At 57.5% G+C, this 22874-nt stretch carries 20 protein-coding genes and 3 tRNA genes; 21 read left to right on the forward strand and 2 right to left on the reverse strand.

The features are described 5' to 3' along the window. The first annotated feature begins 99 nt into the window (after positions 1–99). The 4 genes from carA (at position 100) to ACYZTZ_RS00875 (ending at position 5484) form a co-directional block, all read left to right on the forward strand. On the forward strand, positions 100–1236 hold the full coding sequence (carA, locus tag ACYZTZ_RS00860) for a glutamine-hydrolyzing carbamoyl-phosphate synthase small subunit (protein ID WP_046045784.1): 1137 nt from the start codon (positions 100–102) through the stop codon (positions 1234–1236). 120 nt (positions 1237–1356) lie between these two features. Next, complete coding sequence (gene carB / locus ACYZTZ_RS00865; RefSeq protein ID WP_461996935.1) at positions 1357–4578, forward strand: carbamoyl-phosphate synthase large subunit; 3222 nt, start codon at positions 1357–1359, stop codon at positions 4576–4578. Continuing rightward, positions 4575–5051 (forward strand): transcription elongation factor GreA, encoded by a 477-nt coding sequence (gene greA / locus ACYZTZ_RS00870; protein ID WP_461996936.1) that lies wholly within the window; start codon positions 4575–4577, stop codon positions 5049–5051. Before carB ends, greA begins: the two co-directional genes overlap by 4 nt. Before the next feature lie 28 nt (positions 5052–5079). Beyond that, positions 5080–5484 carry a hypothetical protein gene (locus ACYZTZ_RS00875; protein WP_056741068.1) on the forward strand — a complete coding sequence of 135 codons (405 nt, stop codon included), beginning with the start codon at positions 5080–5082 and terminating at the stop codon, positions 5482–5484. A gap of 9 nt (positions 5485–5493) precedes the next feature. Here ACYZTZ_RS00875 and ACYZTZ_RS00880 read toward each other — a convergent pair whose 3' ends face one another. Then, on the reverse strand, positions 5494–5802 hold the full coding sequence (locus ACYZTZ_RS00880) for a YhbY family RNA-binding protein (RefSeq protein WP_008005472.1): 309 nt from the start codon (positions 5800–5802) through the stop codon (positions 5494–5496). A 105-nt stretch (positions 5803–5907) separates the two neighbouring features. Between ACYZTZ_RS00880 and rlmE the strand changes: the two genes are divergently transcribed. From rlmE to ACYZTZ_RS00965, 17 genes are all read left to right on the forward strand, one after another. Beyond that, complete coding sequence (rlmE, locus tag ACYZTZ_RS00885; protein ID WP_008005470.1) at positions 5908–6537, forward strand: 23S rRNA (uridine(2552)-2'-O)-methyltransferase RlmE; 630 nt, start codon at positions 5908–5910, stop codon at positions 6535–6537. A 202-nt stretch (positions 6538–6739) separates the two neighbouring features. After that, positions 6740–8650, forward strand: coding sequence for an ATP-dependent zinc metalloprotease FtsH (gene ftsH, locus ACYZTZ_RS00890; protein WP_033053619.1), 1911 nt, complete (start codon positions 6740–6742; stop codon positions 8648–8650). Positions 8651–8658: 8 nt separating this feature from the next. Continuing rightward, positions 8659–9510, forward strand: a complete 852-nt coding sequence (gene folP, locus ACYZTZ_RS00895) for a dihydropteroate synthase (protein ID WP_056741071.1) — start codon at positions 8659–8661, stop codon at positions 9508–9510. Positions 9511–9526: 16 nt separating this feature from the next. Further along, positions 9527–10864: a phosphoglucosamine mutase gene (gene glmM, locus ACYZTZ_RS00900; RefSeq protein ID WP_461996937.1), complete on the forward strand. Its 1338-nt coding sequence runs from the start codon at positions 9527–9529 to the stop codon at positions 10862–10864. A 66-nt stretch (positions 10865–10930) separates the two neighbouring features. Further along, positions 10931–11686, forward strand: coding sequence for a triose-phosphate isomerase (gene tpiA / locus ACYZTZ_RS00905; protein WP_461996938.1), 756 nt, complete (start codon positions 10931–10933; stop codon positions 11684–11686). 4 nt (positions 11687–11690) lie between these two features. Then, the gene (secG, locus tag ACYZTZ_RS00910) at positions 11691–12074 is read left to right on the forward strand and encodes a preprotein translocase subunit SecG (RefSeq protein ID WP_017336473.1); all 384 of its coding nucleotides are present in this window, start codon (positions 11691–11693) and stop codon (positions 12072–12074) included. Positions 12075–12096: 22 nt separating this feature from the next. Continuing rightward, positions 12097–12182, forward strand: a tRNA-Leu gene (locus ACYZTZ_RS00915). Positions 12183–12278: 96 nt separating this feature from the next. After that, positions 12279–12355: transfer RNA gene (locus ACYZTZ_RS00920), tRNA-Met, on the forward strand. 138 nt (positions 12356–12493) lie between these two features. Continuing rightward, entirely contained in the window at positions 12494–12952 is a 459-nt protein-coding gene (rimP, locus tag ACYZTZ_RS00925) for a ribosome maturation factor RimP (protein WP_010463487.1), read from the forward strand. 47 nt (positions 12953–12999) lie between these two features. Further along, positions 13000–14481, forward strand: coding sequence for a transcription termination factor NusA (gene nusA, locus ACYZTZ_RS00930; RefSeq protein ID WP_008024459.1), 1482 nt, complete (start codon positions 13000–13002; stop codon positions 14479–14481). 27 nt (positions 14482–14508) lie between these two features. Then, a complete protein-coding gene (infB, locus tag ACYZTZ_RS00935) occupies positions 14509–17037 on the forward strand; it encodes a translation initiation factor IF-2 (protein ID WP_056741077.1) in 2529 nt (842 codons plus the stop codon). 159 nt (positions 17038–17196) lie between these two features. After that, positions 17197–17598: a 30S ribosome-binding factor RbfA gene (gene rbfA / locus ACYZTZ_RS00940; RefSeq protein WP_008149016.1), complete on the forward strand. Its 402-nt coding sequence runs from the start codon at positions 17197–17199 to the stop codon at positions 17596–17598. A gap of 3 nt (positions 17599–17601) precedes the next feature. Then, entirely contained in the window at positions 17602–18519 is a 918-nt protein-coding gene (gene truB, locus ACYZTZ_RS00945) for a tRNA pseudouridine(55) synthase TruB (RefSeq protein ID WP_008149014.1), read from the forward strand. A gap of 117 nt (positions 18520–18636) precedes the next feature. Then, positions 18637–18906 carry a 30S ribosomal protein S15 gene (rpsO, locus tag ACYZTZ_RS00950; protein WP_003177875.1) on the forward strand — a complete coding sequence of 90 codons (270 nt, stop codon included), beginning with the start codon at positions 18637–18639 and terminating at the stop codon, positions 18904–18906. Between the two features lie 197 nt (positions 18907–19103). Continuing rightward, positions 19104–21209 carry a polyribonucleotide nucleotidyltransferase gene (gene pnp, locus ACYZTZ_RS00955; protein ID WP_046045794.1) on the forward strand — a complete coding sequence of 702 codons (2106 nt, stop codon included), beginning with the start codon at positions 19104–19106 and terminating at the stop codon, positions 21207–21209. 139 nt (positions 21210–21348) lie between these two features. Then, positions 21349–21421, forward strand: a tRNA-Thr gene (locus ACYZTZ_RS00960). 137 nt (positions 21422–21558) lie between these two features. After that, positions 21559–21864 (forward strand): DUF6388 family protein, encoded by a 306-nt coding sequence (locus ACYZTZ_RS00965; RefSeq protein ID WP_046046051.1) that lies wholly within the window; start codon positions 21559–21561, stop codon positions 21862–21864. Between the two features lie 100 nt (positions 21865–21964). Here the strand turns inward: ACYZTZ_RS00965 and nadC are convergent, their stop codons facing one another. Continuing rightward, positions 21965–22813: a carboxylating nicotinate-nucleotide diphosphorylase gene (gene nadC / locus ACYZTZ_RS00970; protein ID WP_461996939.1), complete on the reverse strand. Its 849-nt coding sequence runs from the start codon at positions 22811–22813 to the stop codon at positions 21965–21967. Positions 22814–22874: the final 61 nt, after the last annotated feature.

Here is a 22874-nt window from a genome sequence, read left to right on the forward strand (position 1 = left end):
GAATTATTCGGTGAAGAAGCGGGGTGACGTGTCCATACGTCACTCCGCTTTTTTACAACCTGCGATCGCCCTTTCAGGCTTTATTTACGGGAGGTCTTCTTGACTAAGCCAGCCATACTCGCCCTTGCTGATGGCAGCATTTTTCGCGGCGAAGCCATTGGAGCCGACGGTCAGACCGTTGGAGAGGTGGTGTTCAACACCGCCATGACCGGCTATCAGGAAATCCTTACCGATCCTTCCTACGCCCAACAGATCGTTACCCTGACTTACCCGCACATCGGCAACACCGGCACCACGCCGGAAGACGCCGAGTCCGACCGCGTCTGGTCCGCTGGCCTGGTTATCCGTGACCTGCCACTGGTTGCGAGCAACTGGCGTAACACGATGTCTCTGTCCGACTACCTGAAAGCCAACAACGTTGTGGCAATCGCTGGTATCGACACTCGCCGCCTGACGCGCATCCTGCGTGAAAAAGGCGCGCAGAACGGCTGCATCATGGCTGGTGACAACATTTCCGAAGAAGCCGCCATCGCCGCCGCTCAGGGTTTCCCTGGCCTCAAAGGCATGGACCTGGCGAAAGTCGTCAGCACCAAAGAGAAATACGAGTGGCGCTCGACTGTCTGGGATTTGAAAACCGACAGCCACGCAACCATCGAAGCCTCTGAGCTGCCGTACCACGTGGTTGCCTACGACTACGGCGTCAAGCTGAACATCCTGCGCATGCTGGTCGAGCGCGGTTGCCGCGTGACCGTAGTGCCGGCTCAAACTCCAGCTGCTGAAGCTCTGGCTCTGAAGCCGGACGGCGTGTTCCTGTCCAACGGCCCTGGTGACCCAGAGCCTTGCGACTACGCGATCCAGGCGATCAAAGATGTGCTGGAAACCGAAATTCCGGTCTTCGGTATCTGCCTTGGTCACCAACTGCTGGCCCTGGCCTCCGGTGCCAAGACCCTGAAAATGGGGCACGGCCACCACGGTGCCAACCACCCGGTCCAGGATCTGGATACTGGTGTGGTGATGATCACCAGCCAGAACCACGGTTTCGCGGTAGACGAAACGACCCTGCCAGCCAACGTCCGCGCGATCCACAAATCGCTGTTCGACGGCACCCTGCAAGGTATCGAGCGTACCGACAAGAGCGCCTTCAGCTTCCAGGGTCACCCGGAAGCAAGCCCTGGCCCGAACGACGTAGCACCACTGTTTGATCGCTTCATCAACGAAATGGCCAAGCGACGCTAATCGCTCGCCTTTGATGTAGCAAAGCTTGAGGGCGGTCCCGACACACGGTGACCCCCTCAAGTCTTCAAAGATTGAACAAGACGGCTTGCCGACTGACCTGCGGATTTGAGTGACAAACCCATGCCAAAACGTACAGACATTAAAAGCATCCTGATTCTCGGCGCTGGCCCGATCGTGATCGGCCAGGCCTGCGAATTCGACTACTCCGGCGCCCAGGCCTGTAAAGCCCTGCGCGAGGAGGGTTACCGCGTCATCCTGGTGAACTCCAACCCAGCAACCATCATGACCGACCCGGACATGGCCGACGCCACCTACATCGAGCCGATCAAGTGGCAGACCGTTGCCAAGATCATCGAGAAAGAGCGTCCGGACGCGTTGCTGCCGACCATGGGTGGCCAGACCGCTCTGAACTGCGCACTGGATCTGGAGCGCGAAGGCGTTCTGGAGAAGTTTGGCGTAGAGATGATCGGCGCCAACGCTGATACCATCGACAAGGCTGAAGACCGTTCGCGCTTCGACAAGGCGATGAAATCCATCGGCCTGGACTGCCCGCGTTCGGGTATCGCCCATAGCATGGAAGAGGCCAACGTGGTCCTCGAGAAGCTTGGCTTCCCGTGCATCATCCGTCCGTCCTTCACCATGGGCGGCACCGGTGGCGGTATCGCTTACAACCGTGAAGAGTTCGAAGAAATCTGCGCCCGCGGCCTCGACCTGTCGCCGACCAAAGAGCTGCTGATCGACGAATCCCTGATCGGCTGGAAAGAATACGAGATGGAGGTTGTCCGCGATAAGAAGGACAACTGCATCATCGTCTGCTCCATCGAAAACTTTGACCCGATGGGCGTGCACACCGGTGACTCGATCACCGTTGCTCCGGCACAAACCCTGACGGACAAGGAATACCAGATCATGCGTAACGCCTCGTTGGCGGTACTGCGTGAGATCGGCGTGGAAACCGGCGGCTCCAACGTTCAGTTTGGCATCTGCCCGGACACTGGCCGTATGGTCGTGATCGAGATGAACCCGCGTGTATCCCGCTCTTCGGCACTGGCCTCGAAAGCCACTGGTTTCCCGATTGCGCGTATCGCTGCCAAGCTGGCGATCGGCTACACCCTGGACGAACTGCAGAACGAAATCACCGGCGGCGCTACTCCGGCATCCTTCGAGCCGTCCATCGACTACGTCGTGACCAAGCTGCCACGCTTCGCCTTCGAGAAATTCCCGAAAGCCGACGCGCGCCTGACCACTCAAATGAAGTCGGTCGGTGAAGTCATGGCCATCGGCCGGACTTTCCAGGAATCCCTGCAGAAAGCGCTGCGCGGTCTGGAAGTGGGCGTTTGCGGCCTGGACGAGAAGCTCGACCTGAGCAATCCGGAAAGCATGAGCATCCTCAAGCGCGAACTGACCGTGCCGGGCGCCGAGCGTATCTGGTACGTGGCTGACGCCTTCCGTGCCGGCCTGTCGGTCGAAGACATCTTCGGCATGAACATGATCGACCCGTGGTTCCTGGTGCAGATCGAAGATCTGATCAAGGAAGAAGAGAAGGTCAAGACCCTGGGTCTGGCCAGCATCGACCGCGACTTGATGTTCCGTCTCAAGCGCAAAGGCTTCTCTGACATGCGTCTGGCCAAGCTGCTGGGCGTGACCGAGAAGGCTCTGCGTCGCCACCGTCACAAGCTTGAGATTTTCCCGGTCTACAAGCGCGTTGACACCTGCGCGGCCGAATTCGCCACCGACACCGCTTACCTCTACTCGACGTACGAGGAAGAGTGCGAAGCCGCGCCGTCGGGCCGCGACAAGATCATGATCCTCGGCGGCGGTCCAAACCGTATCGGCCAGGGCATCGAGTTTGACTACTGCTGCGTACACGCGGCGCTGGCCCTGCGTGAAGACGGTTACGAGACCATCATGGTCAACTGCAACCCGGAAACCGTTTCCACCGACTACGACACCTCCGATCGCCTGTACTTCGAACCAGTCACCCTGGAAGACGTACTGGAAATCGTCCGCGTCGAGAAGCCGAAAGGCGTGATCGTCCAGTACGGCGGCCAAACCCCGCTGAAACTGGCTCGTGCCCTGGAAGAAGCTGGCGTGCCGATCATCGGCACCAGCCCTGACGCCATCGACCGTGCCGAAGACCGTGAGCGCTTCCAGCAAATGGTCGAGCGCCTGAACCTGCGTCAGCCGCCAAACGCCACCGTGCGCAGCGAAGACGAAGCGATTCGTGCGGCCAGCAAGATCGGTTACCCGCTGGTCGTTCGTCCGTCCTACGTACTGGGCGGCCGCGCGATGGAAATCGTTTACGAAGAAGAAGAGCTCAAGCGCTACCTGCGTGATGCGGTGAAAGTGTCCAACGACAGCCCGGTGCTGCTCGATCACTTCCTCAACTGCGCCATCGAAATGGACGTGGATGCGGTCTGCGACGGCACCGACGTGGTAATCGGCGCGATCATGCAGCACATCGAGCAGGCTGGCGTTCACTCCGGTGACTCCGCGTGTTCCCTGCCGCCGTACTCGCTGCCTGCACACATCCAGGACGAGATGCGCGAACAGGTCAAGAAAATGGCCCTGGAGCTGGGCGTTGTCGGCCTGATGAACGTTCAGTTGGCGCTGCAAGGCGAAGACATCTACGTCATCGAAGTCAACCCGCGCGCTTCCCGTACCGTACCGTTCGTGTCCAAGTGCATCGGCGTTTCCCTGGCGATGATCGCGGCTCGCGTGATGGCCGGTAAAACCCTGAAGGAAATCGGTTTCACCAAAGAAATCATTCCGAACTTCTACAGTGTGAAAGAGGCGGTGTTCCCATTCGCCAAATTCCCTGGCGTGGACCCGATCCTGGGCCCAGAGATGAAGTCCACGGGTGAAGTGATGGGCGTGGGCGACACCTTCGGTGAGGCGTTTGCCAAAGCCCAAATGGGTGCCAGCGAAGTGCTGCCGACCGGCGGTACAGCGTTCATCAGTGTGCGTGATGACGACAAGCCACTGGTTGCAGGCGTGGCCCGTGATCTGATCAACTTGGGCTTCGAAGTGGTCGCCACTGCCGGTACTGCCAAGCTGATCGAAGCCGCAGGCTTGAAAGTGCGTCGTGTGAACAAGGTGACCGAGGGTCGTCCGCACGTGGTCGACATGATCAAGAATGACGAAGTCACCCTGATCATCAACACCACCGAAGGTCGTCAATCGATCGCTGATTCGTACTCCATTCGTCGTAATGCCTTGCAGCACAAAATTTACTGCACCACTACCATTGCTGCTGGCGAAGCTATCTGCGAAGCGCTGAAGTTCGGTCCCGAGAAGACCGTGCGCCGCTTGCAGGATCTACACGCAGGATTGAAGGCATGATCAAATACCCAATGACCGTCAAGGGCGCAAAAGCCCTGGAAGAAGAACACGCACACCTGACCAAGGTCGTCCGTCCGAAGCTCAGCCAGGACATCGGTACGGCCCGCGAGTTGGGTGACTTGAAAGAAAACGCCGAATACCACGCTGCTCGCGAGCAGCAAGGTATGGTCGAGGCGCGGATCCGCGACATCGAAGGCCGCATGCAAAATGCGGTGATCATCGATGTCACGACCATTCCTCACACCGGCAAAGTGATCTTCGGCACCACCGTTGAAATCGCCAACGTCGAGACGGATGAAAGCGTCACTTACCACATTGTTGGTGAGGATGAGGCTGACTTCAAACTCGGCAAGATTTCGGTCGGCTCGCCATTGGCCCGCGCCTTGATTGCCAAGGAAGAGGGTGATGTGGTTGCCGTGAAAACGCCTGGCGGCGTTATCGAGTACCAGATTGTCGAAGTTCGCCACATCTGAGCGCAGGCGCCCGCTACGTGCGGGCGCCATGCTTTGGCAACTGACTCAGATGTTGTGGGTTGGCGGCCTGTGGCTGTTGCACATCGGTCTGCTGCCGGTGCTGGGCAAGATTGGCCTGGCACCGCTGCTGATCGACGAAATCGCAGGCATGCTTGATGCGCTGATGGTGGGGTTCGCCGCAGCGTGTGTGATTTTTCAGGCTTTGGTGCTGGTTCAGGCCGAGGGCCTTGCCAGTCTATGGCGCGATATTCGCGGGCAACTGCTGATGATGGCGCTGTATGCGTGTGCGATGTATGCCGCGGTGCGTATCGGCTGGCCGGATGCCGTGCGTTGGCAGGTGTTCAGCTATCTTGTTCTGGGCTTTTCCGGGCTGGTGCTGGTGTTGCAGCCGGTGCCTGGATGGAGTGGCAGGGTGCGCGAAGCACACCCTTGACCCTTGCCATCACTTGAAGCGATGGACGTTCGACAGCTGCTTGTTGACGCTGAAGTTCTTGCGGTAAATCAGTGCCATCTTGCCGATGACCTGAACCAGGTCCGCTTTACCGACCTTGCACAGTTCTGCAATGTTCGCCAGGCGTGACTCGCGATCGAGGATGTTGAGCTTGATTTTAATCAGCTCGTGATCCGCCAAAGCGCGTTCAAGTTCGGCTAACACACCTTCAGTCAAACCGTTGTCAGCCACAGTCAAAACTGGTTTCAGATGGTGGCCAATGGATTTGTACTGTTTCTTCTGCTCTTGAGTGAGCGGCATAATCTGACCCCTGCGTCTGATCTTGTAAAAAGCGGCGGCCAGTTTACCCGAGCGAGTCCGGGACCGCCCAGTTAATCACGACCCGTTTTATTTTCGAGGTGGCCCGTGGCCCGTTCCAAGACAAGCCTTAAGTGGCTGCAAAGACATGTCAATGATCCCTATGTGAAGCAGGCGCAGAAGGATGGTTACCGCTCGCGTGCGAGTTACAAGCTTCTGGAGGTCCAGGAGAAATACAAACTGATCCGTCCAGGTATGAGTGTTGTCGACCTGGGAGCGGCGCCCGGCGGCTGGTCGCAGGTCACTAGTCGGCTGATCGGTGGTCAGGGGCGTCTGATCGCCTCGGACATCCTGGAAATGGACAGCATTCCGGACGTGACTTTCATCCAGGGTGACTTCACCCAGGACGAAGTGCTCGCTCAGATCCTTGAAGCCGTGGGTAATTCGCAGGTGGACCTTGTGATTTCCGATATGGCCCCCAATATGAGTGGTACGCCTGAGGTGGACATGCCAAAAGCCATGTTTCTATGTGAGCTGGCTCTTGATCTGGCGGCTCGGATACTCAAGCCGGGTGGTAATTTCGTGATCAAGGTGTTTCAGGGCGAAGGGTTTGATGCTTACGTGAAGGACGCTCGTCAGAAATTCGACAAGGTCCAGATGATCAAGCCGGACTCTTCCCGTGGCAGTTCCCGCGAGCAATACATGCTGGCTTGGGGTTACCGCGGCCGTAGTGAGTAAATCGAGGTTTTTTTGCGGGTCGATAGGATTTTCGTATTTCGCCCCGTGAGCATTAGCGAATATTGTGTAGAAAGTGTTTCACAAAGGGTTACAGACGGCGCCTGCCAGAGCCGTAGGTAATGTAGTAAGTTAGGCCGGTGAATATCATGCGAAGCGCGCGCCATTAGCGGAGCTTGCTTCAGAGGGTAGTTAATTGAACGATATGGCAAAGAATCTGATCCTGTGGTTGATCATCGCGGCTGTCCTGGTGACGGTGATGAACAACTTCTCCAGCCCTAACGAGCCGCAGACCCTCAACTATTCCGACTTCATCCAGCAGGTCAAGGATGGAAAGGTCGAGCGCGTAGCGGTTGACGGCTATGTGATTACCGGCAAACGCAACGATGGCGACAGCTTCAAGACCATTCGTCCGGCAATCCAGGACAACGGTCTGATCGGCGACCTGGTGGACAACCATGTCGTAGTCGAAGGCAAGCAGCCTGAACAGCAAAGCATCTGGACTCAGCTCCTGGTCGCAAGCTTCCCGATCCTGGTGATCATCGCCGTGTTCATGTTCTTCATGCGGCAGATGCAGGGTGGCGCCGGTGGCAAGGGCGGGCCAATGAGCTTCGGCAAGAGCAAGGCGCGCCTGCTCTCCGAGGATCAGGTGAAAACCACCTTGGGTGACGTTGCCGGTTGTGACGAAGCCAAGGAAGAAGTCGGTGAGCTGGTCGAGTTCCTGCGTGATCCGGGCAAGTTCCAGCGTCTGGGCGGCCGCATTCCACGCGGTGTGCTGATGGTGGGACCTCCAGGTACCGGTAAAACGTTGCTGGCCAAAGCGATTGCAGGCGAAGCAAAAGTACCGTTCTTCACCATTTCCGGTTCCGATTTTGTCGAAATGTTCGTCGGTGTTGGTGCCAGCCGTGTTCGTGACATGTTCGAGCAGGCCAAGAAGCACGCGCCATGCATCATCTTCATCGATGAAATCGACGCCGTCGGTCGCCACCGTGGTGCTGGTATGGGCGGCGGTCATGACGAACGCGAGCAGACTCTCAACCAGTTGCTGGTAGAGATGGACGGCTTCGAAATGAACGACGGCATCATCGTCATCGCTGCAACCAACCGTCCGGACGTACTGGACCCTGCGTTGCTGCGTCCGGGCCGTTTCGACCGTCAGGTTGTCGTCGGTCTGCCAGATATCCGTGGTCGCGAGCAGATTCTCAAGGTTCACATGCGAAAAGTGCCAATGGGTGACGACGTCGCTCCGGCCGTGATCGCTCGTGGTACCCCAGGTTTCTCCGGTGCCGACCTGGCTAACCTGGTGAACGAAGCGTCGTTGTTCGCGGCCCGTGCCGGCAAGCGCATCGTCGAAATGAAAGAGTTCGAATTGGCCAAAGACAAGATCATGATGGGCGCCGAGCGCAAGTCCATGGTCATGTCCGAGAAAGAGAAGCAGAACACCGCTTACCACGAAGCAGGTCACGCTATTGTTGGGCGCGTCGTGCCTGAGCATGACCCGGTCTACAAGGTGTCGATCATCCCGCGCGGTCGTGCGCTGGGTGTAACCATGTTTCTGCCGGAAGAAGATCGCTACAGCCTGTCCAAGCGTGCGTTGATCAGTCAGATCTGCTCGTTGTACGGCGGCCGTATTGCTGAAGAAATGACCTTGGGCTTCGACGGCGTCACCACCGGTGCGTCAAACGACATCATGCGTGCCAGCCAGATTGCACGGAACATGGTAACCAAGTGGGGCTTGTCGGAAAAACTCGGCCCGTTGATGTACGCAGAAGAAGAGGGCGAAGTGTTCCTCGGTCGCGGCGGCGGTGGTCAGGGTGCAAGCTTCTCCGGTGAGACGGCCAAGTTGATCGACTCCGAAGTGCGCAGCATCATTGATCAGTGCTACGGCACGGCCAAGCAGATCCTCACCGATAACCGTGACAAGCTCGACGCCATGGCTGACGCCTTGATGAAGTACGAAACCATCGATGCTGATCAGATCGACGACATCATGGCGGGTCGTACGCCTCGTGAACCTCGCGACTGGTCAGGCGGCACCGGTACCTCCGGAACTCCTCCGGTGGCGCAGGATCCGCGTCCGGAAACACCGATCGGCGGTCCGGCTGCTGACGTTTAAGGTTTGAAATGACTTCTGTTCAGTCCTCGACCCGGTTGCCTTGCGGCAATCGGGTTCTTGATTTAGCCCTGACGCACGTCATGGGCATTCTCAATGTCACTCCCGATTCCTTCTCTGATGGCGGCCAATATAGCCAGCTCGATGCGGCCTTGCGCCACGCTGAGGCTATGGTGGCGGCCGGCGCGACGTTGATCGATGTCGGTGGCGAATCGACCCGACCGGGTGCCAGGGTGGTTTCACCGCTGGAAGAGCTTGAGCGCGTAGCTCCGGTCGTTGAGCGAATACACCGCGAGCTGGATGTAATTATCTCGGTCGACACGTCCACGCCAGCTGTCATGCGCGAAGCCGCACGACTTGGTGCGGGGTTGATCAATGACGTGCGCTCGCTGCGGCGCGATGGTGCTCTGGATGCGGCCGCAGCCACTGGCCTGCCGGTCTGTCTGATGCATATGCTTGGTGAGCCGGGCGACATGCAGGACAATCCGCAGTATCAGGACGTCACGAAGGAGGTGGGCGAGTTTCTCGCCGAGCGCATGGCTCAGTGTGCGTCGGTAGGAATTACAGCGGACCGGATCATCCTTGATCCGGGCTTTGGCTTCGCAAAAACCTTGCAGCACAATCTAAGCTTGTTCAAGCATATGGAGGCCCTGCATGCCTTGGGGCGGCCCCTGTTGGTCGGGGTTTCGCGAAAGAGCATGATAGGTCAGGCATTGAATCGTCCGGTTGGCGAGCGTCTGCATGGTGGTCTGGCGCTTGCAGCGCTGGCTTCGGTCAAAGGCGCGCGTATATTGCGCGTCCATGATGTGGCCGAAACCGTCGATGTGGTGCGGATGATCGCAGCAGTGGAATCAGCCGAATAAGAATGATGGAGTACTTATGACTAAGAAATACTTTGGCACCGACGGCATTCGTGGTCGGGTCGGCGAATATCCGATTACGCCTGACTTCATGCTCAAGCTCGGTTGGGCTGCTGGTATGGCGTTCCGCAAAATGGGCGCCTGCAAGGTGTTGGTGGGCAAGGACACTCGGATCTCCGGCTATATGTTCGAATCTGCGCTCGAGGCCGGACTTACGTCGGCAGGTGCCGATGTCATGCTCCTGGGCCCGATGCCGACACCGGCCATCGCCTACCTGACTCGTACCTTTCAGGCCGAAGCGGGCATCGTGATCAGTGCCTCGCACAACCCTCACGATGACAACGGCATCAAGTTTTTCTCCGGGAAGGGCACCAAGCTTCCTGATGAAGTCGAGCATATGATCGAAGAGTTGCTCGACACCCCGATGACTGTGGTTGAGTCGAGCAAGATCGGCAAGGTATCGCGCATCAATGATGCTTCAGGCCGCTATATCGAATTCTGCAAAAGCAGCGTCCCGACCGGCACCAGCTTCGCGGGCCTGAAGATCGTGATCGACTGCGCTCACGGTGCGACCTACAAGGTGGCGCCTAGTGTATTCCGTGAGCTGGGGGCCGATGTCGTTGTGCTTTCCGCTCAGCCTAACGGGCTGAACATCAATGAAAATTGTGGTTCGACCCATATGGGGCAGCTGCAAGCCGCCGTATTGGCAGAACACGCTGATCTGGGTATTGCCTTCGACGGTGATGGTGATCGTGTTCTGATGGTTGATCATACCGGTACTGTTGTCGACGGTGATGAGTTGCTGTTCATCATTGCTCGCGACCTGCATGAGCAGGGTAAGTTGCAGGGCGGTGTGGTCGGTACGCTGATGAGTAACCTGGGGTTGGAATTGGCCCTGGCGGATCTGGCAATTCCTTTTGTGCGGGCTAATGTTGGTGACCGTTACGTAATCTCCGAGTTGCTGGAGCGCAATTGGCTGGTGGGTGGTGAAAATTCGGGGCACATCGTCTGCTTCAACCACACCACCACCGGTGACGCGATCATTGCCGCATTGCAGGTGTTGATGGCGCTGAAGACCCGCTCCGAGGGGCTGGCGCAATCGCGTCAGGCGCTGCGCAAGTGCCCTCAGGTGCTGATCAATGTACGATTCGGCGGCGGTGCGAGCCCTCTTGATCATCCATCCGTCAAGGAGGCAAGCGAGCGCGTTACCAAGGCTATGGCTGGTCGTGGGCGCGTGCTGTTGCGCAAGTCCGGGACGGAGCCGCTGGTGCGGGTCATGGTCGAAGGCGAGGACGAAACACAGGTTCGCGGCTACGCCGAAGAGCTGGCAAAACTGGTTACTGAAGTTTCTGCCTGATTACGGCTTGCCAGCCATGATTGTGTTGGGTAACATCTGCGCCCACTTTGACCGACGAGGTACAGCATGCGTCGCCCTATGGTAGCTGGTAACTGGAAGATGCACGGTACCCGCGCCAGCGTCGCTGAGCTGATCAATGGCCTTCGTCATCTGGCCTTGCCGAGCGATGTTGATGTAGCGGTATTCCCGCCTTGCTTGCATATCAATCAAGTGATTGATGGCCTGGAAGGAAAGTCGATTTCGGTCGGCGCGCAGAACTCTGCGGTGGAATCCATGCAAGGTGCGTTGACCGGTGAAGTTGCGCCGAGTCAGTTGGTGGATGCAGGTTGTTCCTTGGTACTTGTCGGGCACTCCGAGCGCCGCCAGATAATGGGCGAGCAGGACGGAATGCTGATTCGTAAGTTCGCAGCGGCACAGGCATGTGGCTTGATTCCGGTGTTGTGCGTAGGGGAGACCCTTGAAGAGCGCGAGGCTGGAAAAACTCTTGATGTTGTCGGGCGTCAGCTAGGCAGTATCATAGGGGAGCTGGGTGTTGGTGTCTTTGCAAAGGCAGTAATCGCTTACGAGCCGGTCTGGGCCATTGGTACCGGGCTGACTGCTTCGCCGCAACAGGCGCAGGATGTGCATGCAGCCATTCGCGCTCAGTTGGCGGCAGAGAATTCTGAGGTCGCACAAGGTGTGCGGCTTCTATACGGCGGCAGCGTGAAGGCGGCCAATGCGGTCGAACTGTTCGGCATGCCGGATATCGATGGGGGGCTCATTGGTGGGGCTTCCCTGAATGCAGATGAGTTCGGTGCGATTTGTCGCGCCGCGGGAAACTGAAAAAATGCTGGAAACAGTCGTAGTCGTTTTTCATCTGCTGGGTGCATTGGGCGTAGTTGCTCTGGTATTGCTGCAGCAGGGTAAAGGTGCGGATGCTGGCGCGTCTTTCGGAGCAGGTGCTTCAAATACTGTGTTCGGAAGCCAAGGTTCCTCTACCTTTCTTAGTAAGTTTACTGCTATACTTGCCGCCGGTTTCTTCATAACCAGCTTAGGGTTAGGTTACTTTGCTAAAGAGAAGGCTCACCAGCTGACTCAAGTAGGTTTGCCAAATCCAGCAGTGTTGGAAGTTCCAAAGCAACAACCGGCTTCTGATGATGTACCGGTGCTTCAAGAGCAAAAGTCGGCTACTCCAGCGACTGACGTGCCTCCAGCTCAAGAGCAAAAGTAAGAAGGGTTTCAAACGTAGTATTGCCGAGGTGGTGGAATTGGTAGACACGCAACCTTGAGGTGGTTGTGCCCATAGGGTGTAGGGGTTCGAGTCCCCTTCTCGGTACCAATTATCAGGAGAGCCCGCTGTTGCGGGCTTTCTTGTAGGTGGAAGGTTACATTGACCCTGTCAGGGATCGGTCGTATACTTCCGCCCCAGCTTTGTCGCGGGGTGGAGCAGTCTGGTAGCTCGTCGGGCTCATAACCCGAAGGTCGTCGGTTCAAATCCGGCCCCCGCAACCAGTTTAAGGAGCCCCTTTTAAGGGGCTTTTTGTTAGCTGGACACTTTCAACGCCGCTGTTCGACGGCGTTTCAAGGATGGGCGTTTCGCCCATTTTTTTATTTTGCACAGCATGCACATACATGCACGAGGGGGTTCAGGTGTCGAGCAAGCTAGAAGAGTTGCAGGCCTTGCTGGCCCCGGTGGTCGTGGCCCTAGGCTATGAATGCTGGGGTATTGAGTTTTCGGCTCAAGGTCGCCACTCAATGTTGCGCGTTTATATCGATAAAGAGGGCGGCGTGCTGGTGGACGATTGTGCCATTGTCAGCCGTCAGATCAGCGGTGTTCTGGATGTTGAAGATCCAATCGCCGTTGAATACACCCTTGAAGTTTCCTCGCCTGGCATGGAACGCCCGCTGTTCACTATTGAGCAGTTTGCAAAATTTGCCGGTGAACAAGTGAAGATCAAGCTGCGCTCGCCTTTTGAAGGCCGACGCAACTTTCAGGGCCTTCTGCGCGGTGTAGAAGAGCAGGACGTCGTGGTGCAGGTAGAAGACCATGAGTTCCTGTTGCCGATCGATATGATCGACAAGGCCAACATTATTCCCAGTTTTGACTGAGACGCGGATCCCGCGGATCCAATGGCTTGCGAAAGGCGAGGCGTACGATGAGCAAAGAAGTACTGCTGGTTGTTGAGTCGGTATCCAATGAAAAGGGCGTACCGGCAAACGTAATTTTTGAAGCGCTGGAGCTGGCTCTGGCCACTGCTACCAAAAAGCGTTTCGAGGACGAAGTCGATCTGCGTGTGGAAATCAATCGCCACACCGGTGCTTACGAGACATTCCGTCGCTGGACTGTCGTCGAAGAAGCAGACCTGGACGATCCGGCCATCGAAACCTGGCCGAGCAAGGTTGCAGAAACGCATCCTGGTGCTCAGGTTGGTGATGTAGTCGAAGAAAAGATCGAGTCCATTGAGTTCGGCCGCATCGCTGCACAGACTGCCAAGCAAGTCATCGTGCAGAAAGTTCGCGAAGCCGAGCGTGCTCAAGTCGTTGATGCCTATCGCGAGCGCCTGGGGGAAATCATCTCCGGCACCGTGAAGAAAGTGACCCGCGACAACGTGATCGTCGACCTGGGCAACAACGCTGAAGCGTTGCTGGCTCGCGAAGACATCATTTCTCGCGAAACCTTCCGGGTTGGCGTGCGTCTGCGTGCGCTGCTCAAGGAAATCCGCACCGAGAACCGCGGCCCGCAGCTGATCCTGTCGCGTACTGCGCCGGAAATGCTGATCGAGTTGTTCCGCATCGAAGTGCCGGAAATCGCTGAAGGCCTGATCGAAGTAATGGCAGCATCCCGTGACCCGGGTTCGCGCGCCAAGATCGCGGTCCGCTCCAAGGACAAACGCATCGACCCGCAAGGCGCTTGCATCGGTATGCGCGGTTCGCGCGTCCAGGCAGTGTCGGGTGAGTTGGGCGGTGAGCGTGTGGACATCGTCCTGTGGGACGACAACCCGGCTCAGTTTGTGATCAATGCAATGTCGCCGGCTGAAGTGGCGGCAATTATCGTTGACGAAGATGCCCATGCAATGGACATCGCCGTTGGCGCAGACAATCTGGCTCAGGCCATTGGTCGGGGTGGTCAGAACGTGCGTCTGGCTAGCCAGTTGACTGGCTGGACCCTGAACGTGATGACCGAATCGGACATCCAGGCTAAGCAGCAAGCAGAAACCGGCGACATCCTGCGCAACTTCATCGACGAGCTGGAAGTCGACGAAGACCTGGCACAGGTGCTGGTAGATGAAGGCTTTACCAGCCTGGAAGAGATTGCCTACGTACCGTTGGAAGAAATGCTCAACATCGACGGCTTTGACGAAGAAACCGTCAACGAGCTTCGCGCTCGCGCCAAGGATCGTTTGTTGACCAAAGCCATCGCTACTGAGGAAAAGCTGGCAGACGCCCATCCGGCCGAAGACCTGCTCTCGCTTGAGGGTATGGACAAGGATTTGGCGATGGAACTGGCGGTGCGCGGCGTAATTACCCGCGAAGACCTGGCCGAGCAGTCTATTGACGACCTGCTCGACATCGACGGCATTGACGATGATCGTGCCGGCAAGTTGATCATGGCCGCCCGAGCCCACTGGTTCGAGTAATTAGGCGCGGCCTGAGGAGAGAAGTGCATGACGCAAGTCACGGTGAAACAACTGGCCGATGAGGTCAAAACACCGGTAGAGCGCCTGTTGCAGCAGATGCGTGAGGCAGGTCTGCCGCACACCGCCGCCGAAGAACATGTGACTGACAGTGAGAAGCAATCTTTGCTGACTCACTTGAAAAGCAGCCACAAGGCGAAAGTGGAAGAACCACGCAAGATCACACTGCAGCGTAAAACCACCAGCACCCTGCGTGTTGCTGGCAGCAAAAGCATCAGTGTTGAAGTACGCAAAAAGAAAGTTTTCGTACAGCGCAGCCCGGAAGAAATTGAAGCCGAGCGCAAACGCGAACTGGACGAACGTCGCGCAGTAGAAAATGCTGCACGTCAGAAGGCTGAAGAAGAAGCCAAGCGTCGCGCCGAAGAAGACGCGCGTCGTCAGCCTGCTGCTGCGCAATCCGCTACTAACGACGCCGTTGCAGCACCTGCTGCAGTTGCCGAGCCAGTACGTGAAAGCGCGCCGGTTGTGGCTGCTGCACCAGCGCCGTCTGCCGATGTTCGCAACAAGCAGAACGAACAGCGCCGTCCGGACAAACCACGTGCCGATGATAACAGTCGTCGTGGCAGTAGCGATGGCGAGCGCAAAAACGCTCCGCATCGTGCTTCGGTCAAAGAGAAAGCGCCTGCTCCACGCGTTGCCCCACGTACTACCGACGAAGAAAGCGATGGCTTCCGTCGTGGTGGTCGCGGCAAGGCCAAGCTGAAGAAACGCAACGCTCACGGTTTCCAGAGCCCAACCGGCCCTGTCGTGCGTGATGTGCAAATTGGCGAGACCATCACTGTTGGCGATCTCGCCAACCAGATGTCGGTCAAGGCTGCTGAAATCATCAAGTTCATGTTCAAACTGGGTACCCCAGCGACCATCAACCAGGTGCTTGATCAGGAAACTGCTCAGCTGGTAGCCGAAGAACTGGGCCACAAAGTGACCCTGGTCAGCGACACCGCCCTGGAAGATTCCCTGGCCGAGTCCCTGAAGTTTGAAGGTGAGACGTTCTCCCGTGCACCGGTTGTGACCGTAATGGGCCACGTTGACCACGGTAAAACCTCGCTGCTCGACTACATCCGTCGTGCCAAGGTAGCTGCTGGCGAAGCCGGCGGTATCACCCAGCACATCGGTGCATACCACGTTGAAACTGATCGCGGCATGGTCACTTTCCTCGATACCCCGGGTCACGCTGCGTTTACCGCAATGCGTGCTCGTGGTGCCAAGGCGACTGACATCGTGATCCTGGTCGTTGCAGCGGACGACGGCGTAATGCCGCAGACCATTGAAGCGGTTCAGCACGCCAAAGCTGCCGGTGTTCCACTGGTGGTTGCAGTGAACAAAATCGACAAGCCGGGCGCTGATCTCGATCGCATCCGTAGCGAACTGTCGGTTCACGGCGTGACCTCGGAAGAGTGGGGCGGCGACACCCCGTTCGTATCGGTTTCGGCGAAAGTCGGTACTGGCGTGGACGAATTGCTCGAAGCTGTTCTGCTGCAAGCTGAAGTCCTCGAACTGAAAGCGACTCCATCGGCCCCAGGCCGTGGCGTCGTGGTTGAATCGCGTCTCGACAAAGGTCGTGGCCCGGTTGCTACCGTTCTGGTTCAAGACGGTACCCTGCGCCAAGGCGACATGGTTCTGGTTGGTTCGAACTATGGCCGTGTACGTGCCATGCTCGACGAGAACGGCAAGCCAATCAAGGAAGCCGGTCCTTCCATCCCTGTCGAGATCCTCGGCCTGGACGGTACCCCGGACGCTGGCGATGAGATGAGTGTGCTGTCGGACGAGAAGAAAGCCCGTGAAGTGGCTCTGTTCCGTCAAGGCAAGTTCCGCGAAGTCAAGCTGGCCCGCGCTCACGCTGGCAAGCTTGAAAACATCTTCGAGAACATGGGTCAGGCAGAGAAGAAGACGCTCAACATCGTCCTCAAATCCGACGTCCGTGGTTCGCTGGAAGCGTTGAACGGTGCCTTGAATGGCCTGGGTAACGATGAAGTGCAAGTGCGTGTAGTCGGTGGCGGTGTCGGTGGTATCACCGAGTCCGACGCTAATCTGGCACTGGCCTCCAACGCTGTACTGTTCGGCTTCAACGTGCGTGCCGATGCTGGCGCTCGCAAGATCGTCGAGCAGGAAGGTCTGGATATGCGTTACTACAACGTGATCTACGACATCATCGAAGACGTCAAGAAAGCCCTCACCGGTATGCTGGGCAGCGATGTTCGCGAGAACATCCTGGGTACCGCTGAAGTGCGTGACGTGTTCCGTTCGCCGAAGTTTGGCGCGATCGCCGGTTGCATGGTTATCGAAGGTGTTGTTCACCGTAACCGTCCAATCCGTGTACTGCGTGAAGACATCGTTATCTTCGAAGGCGAGCTGGAATCCCTGCGCCGCTTCAAGGATGACGCTTCCGAAGTACGTGCCGGCATGGAATGCGGTATCGGCGTCAAGAGCTACAACGACGTCAAAGCTGGCGACAAGATCGAAGTCTACGAGAAGGTCCAGGTTGCTCGCAGCCTCTAACTCGCGCACTTCAAGGGCCACGGCGAGCCGCCGCATGCAAGTGCGCGGCACGGCGTCAGGACTCTAAACGCAACGCCCGGTCTGGCTTTTGTCAGGCCGGGCGTTTGCCGCTTTCAGACCCCACGGGTTTCACCGTGTGGCAGTAACAGGTAACAAGACATGGCAAAAGAATACAGCCGTACCCAACGTATCGGCGATCAGATGCAGCGTGAGCTGGCACAGCTGATCCGTCGTGAAGTCAAAGACCCGCGCGTCGGCCTGGTCACCATTACCGCTGTTGAAGTCAGCCGTGACGTTGGTCACGCCAAGATCTTCATCACCGTGATGGGTCAGGACAACGCTGAAGACATCGCGCAAAGCATCAAGGTGCTCAACTCCGCCGCCGGTTTCCTGCGCATGCAGTTGGCTCGTGAAATGAAGTTGCGCAGCGTTCCACAGTTGCACTTCCACTACGACGAAAGCGTCGTGCGTGGTGCTCATCTGTCGGCATTGATCGAACGTGCGGTAGCTGAAGACAATCAGCATCCGGTTGCGGCAGAAGCCGAAGACACCAAGGAGTAATCGGTGGCTCAGGTCAAACGTATCCGTCGTAACGTCAGCGGCATCATCCTGCTCGACAAACCACTGGGGTTCACCTCCAATGCGGCGTTGCAGAAGGTTCGCTGGTTGCTGAACGCCGAGAAGGCCGGGCACACCGGCAGTCTCGATCCGCTGGCCACCGGCGTGTTGCCGTTGTGCTTCGGTGAGGCCACCAAGTTTTCGCAATACCTGCTCGATTCCGACAAGGGTTACGAAACCCTGGCGCAACTGGGCAAGACCACCACCACGGCCGATGCCGAGGGTGATGTTTTGCTGGAGCGCCCGGTGACCGTTGGTCGCGCCGATGTCGAAGCGGTGCTGCCGAAATTTCGTGGGCAAATCAGTCAGATACCGCCCATGTACTCGGCGCTCAAACGTGATGGCCAGCCGTTGTACAAGCTGGCCAGGGCAGGTGAAGTAGTGGAGCGCGAACCGCGTTCTGTTACTATTACGCGCTTGGAATTACTGGCCTTTGAAGGCGATACTGCGCGGCTTGCAGTGGATTGCACCAAAGGTACCTATATCCGCACCCTGGTGGAGGATATCGGTGAGCAACTCGGTTGTGGCGCTTACGTTGCTGAACTGCGACGTACCCAGGCCGGGCCTTTCACGCTTGCCCAGACGGTCACGCTTGAAGAGTTGGAAGCGGTACATGCCGAAGGCGGCAACGAAGCGGTCGACCGCTTCCTGATGCCATCGGACAGCGGCCTGCTGGATTGGCCACTGTTGCAGTTCTCGGAGCACAGCTCGTTCTACTGGCTTAACGGCCAACCGGTACGAGCCCCGGATGCACCGAAGTTCGGCATGGTACGGGTACAGGATCACAATGGTCGCTTCATCGGTATCGGTGAAGTGAGCGAAGACGGGCGCATCGCGCCACGTCGACTGATTCGGTCAGAATGACCGGACGAGGGTGGCTGTTAACAGGCACGGTCACTACTCATTTTTAGATACAGGGATTTGTCCCTGGCCTGTTGAAGCTGTTTCTTTGAAACAGTTTCCTGATAAAAGGATTGCCTCATGGCTCTCGACGTTCAAGAAAAAGCTCAAATCGTAGCTGACTACCAGCAAGCTGTTGGTGACACTGGTTCGCCAGAAGTGCAAGTTGCACTGCTGACCCACAACATCAACAAGCTGCAAGGTCACTTCAAGGCCAACGGTAAAGATCACCACTCCCGTCGTGGTCTGATCCGCATGGTAAACCAGCGTCGTAAGCTGCTGGACTACCTGAAAGGCAAGGATCTGGGTCGTTACCAGACTCTGATCGGTCGCCTGGGTCTGCGTCGCTAATAAGCGATTGCGCTAGAGGTTGGTTGTCTGTCGTACGTCAGTGGGTTTCCCGCTGGCGCATGGCAGGCTCCCAGCCTCAAGTTTTATCTGGATACCTGCTTTACCTGGACAATGACAGTCGGGCCGATTCCCGGCGTTGCCCAAGAATTTCGCAAGAAGACAAGTTCCCCAAGAGCCACAAAAGAAGGTAGGACACCGTGAACCCGGTAATCAAAAAATTCCAGTTCGGTCAGTCGACCGTTACCCTCGAGACTGGCCGTATCGCCCGTCAGGCCTCCGGCGCAGTATTGGTCACCGTTGACGACGACGTCAGCGTATTGGTGACTGTGGTCGGCGCCAAGCAAGCCGATCCAGGCAAGGGCTTCTTCCCTCTGTCCGTTCACTACCAGGAAAAAACTTACGCTGCCGGTAAGATCCCTGGCGGTTTCTTCAAGCGTGAAGGCCGTCCTTCCGAGAAAGAAACCCTGACTTCCCGACTGATCGACCGTCCGATCCGTCCGCTGTTCCCAGAAGGCTTCATGAACGAAGTGCAGGTTGTCTGCACCGTCGTTTCCACCAGCAAGAAAACCGATCCGGACATCGCTGCGATGATCGGTACCTCGGCTGCCCTGGCTATCTCCGGCATTCCTTTCGATGGCCCTATCGGCTGTGCACGCGTTGCGTTCCACGAAAGCACCGGCTACCTGCTGAACCCGACTTACGAACAACAGAAAGCTTCGAGCCTGGACATGGTCGTTGCCGGTACGTCGGAAGCCGTGTTGATGGTTGAATCGGAAGCCAAAGAGCTGACCGAAGACCAGATGCTGGGCGCGGTACTGTTTGCTCACGACGAGTTCCAGGTTGTGATCAACGCCGTTAAAGAACTGGCTGCCGAAGCGGCCAAGCCAACCTGGACCTGGACTCCACAGCCAGAAGCCACCGCTCTGCTGGGCGCCATCCGTGCCGAGTTCGGCGACGCGATCTCCCAGGCTTACACCATCACCATCAAGGCCGACCGTTACGCTCGCCTGGGTGAGCTGAAAGACCAGGTCGTTGCCAAGCTGTCCGGTGAAGAAGGCCAGCCTTCCTCTAGCGAAGTCAAAGCGGCTTTCGGCGAAATCGAATACCGCACCGTTCGCGAAAACATCGTAAACGGCAAGCCACGTATCGACGGTCGCGACACCAAGACCGTACGTCCTTTGAACATCGAAGTTGGCGTTCTGCCTAAGACCCACGGTTCGGCACTGTTCACCCGTGGCGAAACCCAGGCTCTGGTTGTTGCAACACTGGGCACCGCCCGTGACGCACAACTGCTGGACACCCTGGAAGGCGAGAAAAAAGACCCGTTCATGCTGCACTACAACTTCCCTCCGTTCTCGGTAGGTGAGTGTGGTCGCATGGGTGGCGCTGGTCGTCGCGAAATCGGTCACGGCCGTTTGGCCCGTCGTTCGATTGCAGCCATGTTGCCTGCTGCCGACGTGTTCCCGTACACCATCCGCGTGGTGTCGGAAATCACCGAATCCAACGGTTCGAGCTCCATGGCTTCGGTCTGCGGCGCTTCCCTGGCCCTGATGGATGCCGGCGTTCCGATGAAGGCACCGGTTGCCGGTATCGCCATGGGTCTGGTTAAAGAAGGCGAGAAATTCGCCATCCTGACCGACATCCTGGGTGACGAAGACCACCTGGGCGACATGGACTTCAAAGTAGCCGGTACCGCCAAAGGTGTTACCGCGCTGCAGATGGACATCAAGATCAAAGGCATCACCGAAGAAATCATGGAAATCGCTCTGGGCCAAGCCCTGGAAGCGCGCCTGAACATCCTCGGTCAGATGAACCAGATCATTGGCCAGTCGCGTACCGAACTGTCGGAAAACGCTCCGACCATGATCGCGATGAAAATCGACACCGACAAAATCCGTGATGTCATCGGTAAAGGCGGCGCGACCATTCGTGCGATCTGTGAAGAGACCAAGGCTTCGATCGACATCGAAGACGACGGCTCGATCAAGATCTTCGGCGAAACCAAGGAAGCGGCTGAAGCGGCACGTCAGCGCGTTCTGGGAATCACCGCTGAAGCTGAAATCGGCAAGATCTACGTCGGTAAGGTTGAGCGCATCGTCGACTTCGGCGCATTCGTCAACATCCTGCCTGGCAAGGACGGTCTGGTTCACATCTCGATGTTGAGCGACGCTCGCGTTGAGAAAGTGACCGACATCCTGAAAGAAGGCCAGGAAGTGGAAGTACTGGTACTGGACGTGGACAACCGCGGCCGTATCAAGCTGTCCATCAAAGACGTAGCAGCAGCCAAGGCTTCGGGCGTTTAATCACTCCCTACGCCTGACCGCTTCAACGTTATAAAAAATGCCCCGCAGTGAACGCTGCGGGGCATTTTTTTGCCTGCAAAAAAATGAGACGAGCCATGAAGTTGCCTGACCCCAAAGTCAGTGCTAGGTTTAGCCCACTGCCCGTGTAGCTCAGTTGGTAGAGCAGCGCACTCGTAACGCGAAGGTCGCAGGTTCGATTCCTGTCTCGGGCACGAGCGACACGTTGTTTTCATATGATCCCGAATGGTTCTGAAGGCCAGACAAACCGGGCTTCAAACGGTTTTTTTGCGTCAGAGAGATCCTTGATGATCCAGATCCATCTTCCATTCCCCAGATCAAAGAGAACGCCATGACCGTTAAAGAATTGACCCAAGAAGCCAGACACGCAGAAGCGCTGAAGAAGTACTTGCTGGAATCGCCTCAGCTAGCCGAAGAGATCAAGGACTTGCCCGCCGACGATCAGAAAGACCAGATCCAGTGGGCATTCGAGGATGAAGCAGAGTCTCAGGGCTTGCAGCCGTGGGAACTGACGCTCAAGTACACCTCAACCCCTGAAGAGTTCGAGGCTGCGCGCCTTGTTCTGCACAAGGAGGCTGCCGAGGTGTTGGGCGTCGAGTGGGAAGAGTACTGCGAGATGAACAATCTGGTGGTCTGACCTGTGGGAGTGAGCTTGCTCGCGATAGCGGACTAACATTCAACATTGATGTTGGCTGAAAAGGCCTCATCGCGAGCAAGCTCGCTCCCACATTTTTCAATCAAAGGCTCAGGCGCATCGACAGATCGACAGCCTTCACATCCTTGGTCATCGCACCAATCGAGATGTAATCCACCCCGGTTTCGGCAATCGGTAGCAGCGTGCTTTCGTTGATACCGCCGCTGGCCTCCAGTTTCGCCTTGCCGCCGTTCAGGCGCACGGCTTCGCGCATGTCATCCAGACTCAACTCATCGAGCATGATGATGTCGGCACCGGCCGCCAGGGCTTCCTTCAGCTCGTCCAGGCTTTCCACTTCGATCTCCACCGGTTTGCCCGGGGCGATCTTGTGCGCGGCTTTGATCGCCTCCGGGATGCCACCGCAGGCGGCAATATGGTTTTCCTTGATCAGGAAGGCGTCGTACAGGCCGATGCGGTGGTTGTGGCAACCGCCGCAGGTCACGGCGTACTTCTGCGCCAGACGCAGCCCCGGCAAGGTTTTACGGGTGTCGAGCAACTTCACCTGAGTCTCGGCAACGTAATCCGCCAGGTGCTGCGTGCGCGTGGCCACGCCAGACAGCAACTGCAGGAAGTTCAGTGCACTGCGCTCGCCCGTCAGTAGCGAGCGCGCCGGGCCTTCGAGGTGGAACAGCACCTGATTGGGTTTCACCCGCTCGCCATCGCGCACCTCCCAGTGCACCGCAACACGTGGATCCAGCTGCCGAAACACTGCATCAACCCAGGCTGTGCCGCAGATGACGGCAGCGTCGCGGGTGATGATCGTGGCTTTGGCCAGGCGTTCGGCCGGGATCAGCTGTGCGGTGATGTCGCCGCTGCCGATGTCTTCGAGCAACGCACGGCGCACGTTGGCTTCGATTTCGGCGGTCAAATCGGCGAGACGTAGATTCGGCATAACGGACTCCACAAACAAAGTGGCCCGATTATAGGGCCATGGCACTGGGCAACCCAAGGCA

It is taken from the genome of Pseudomonas sp. LB3P58, from assembly GCF_054897895.1.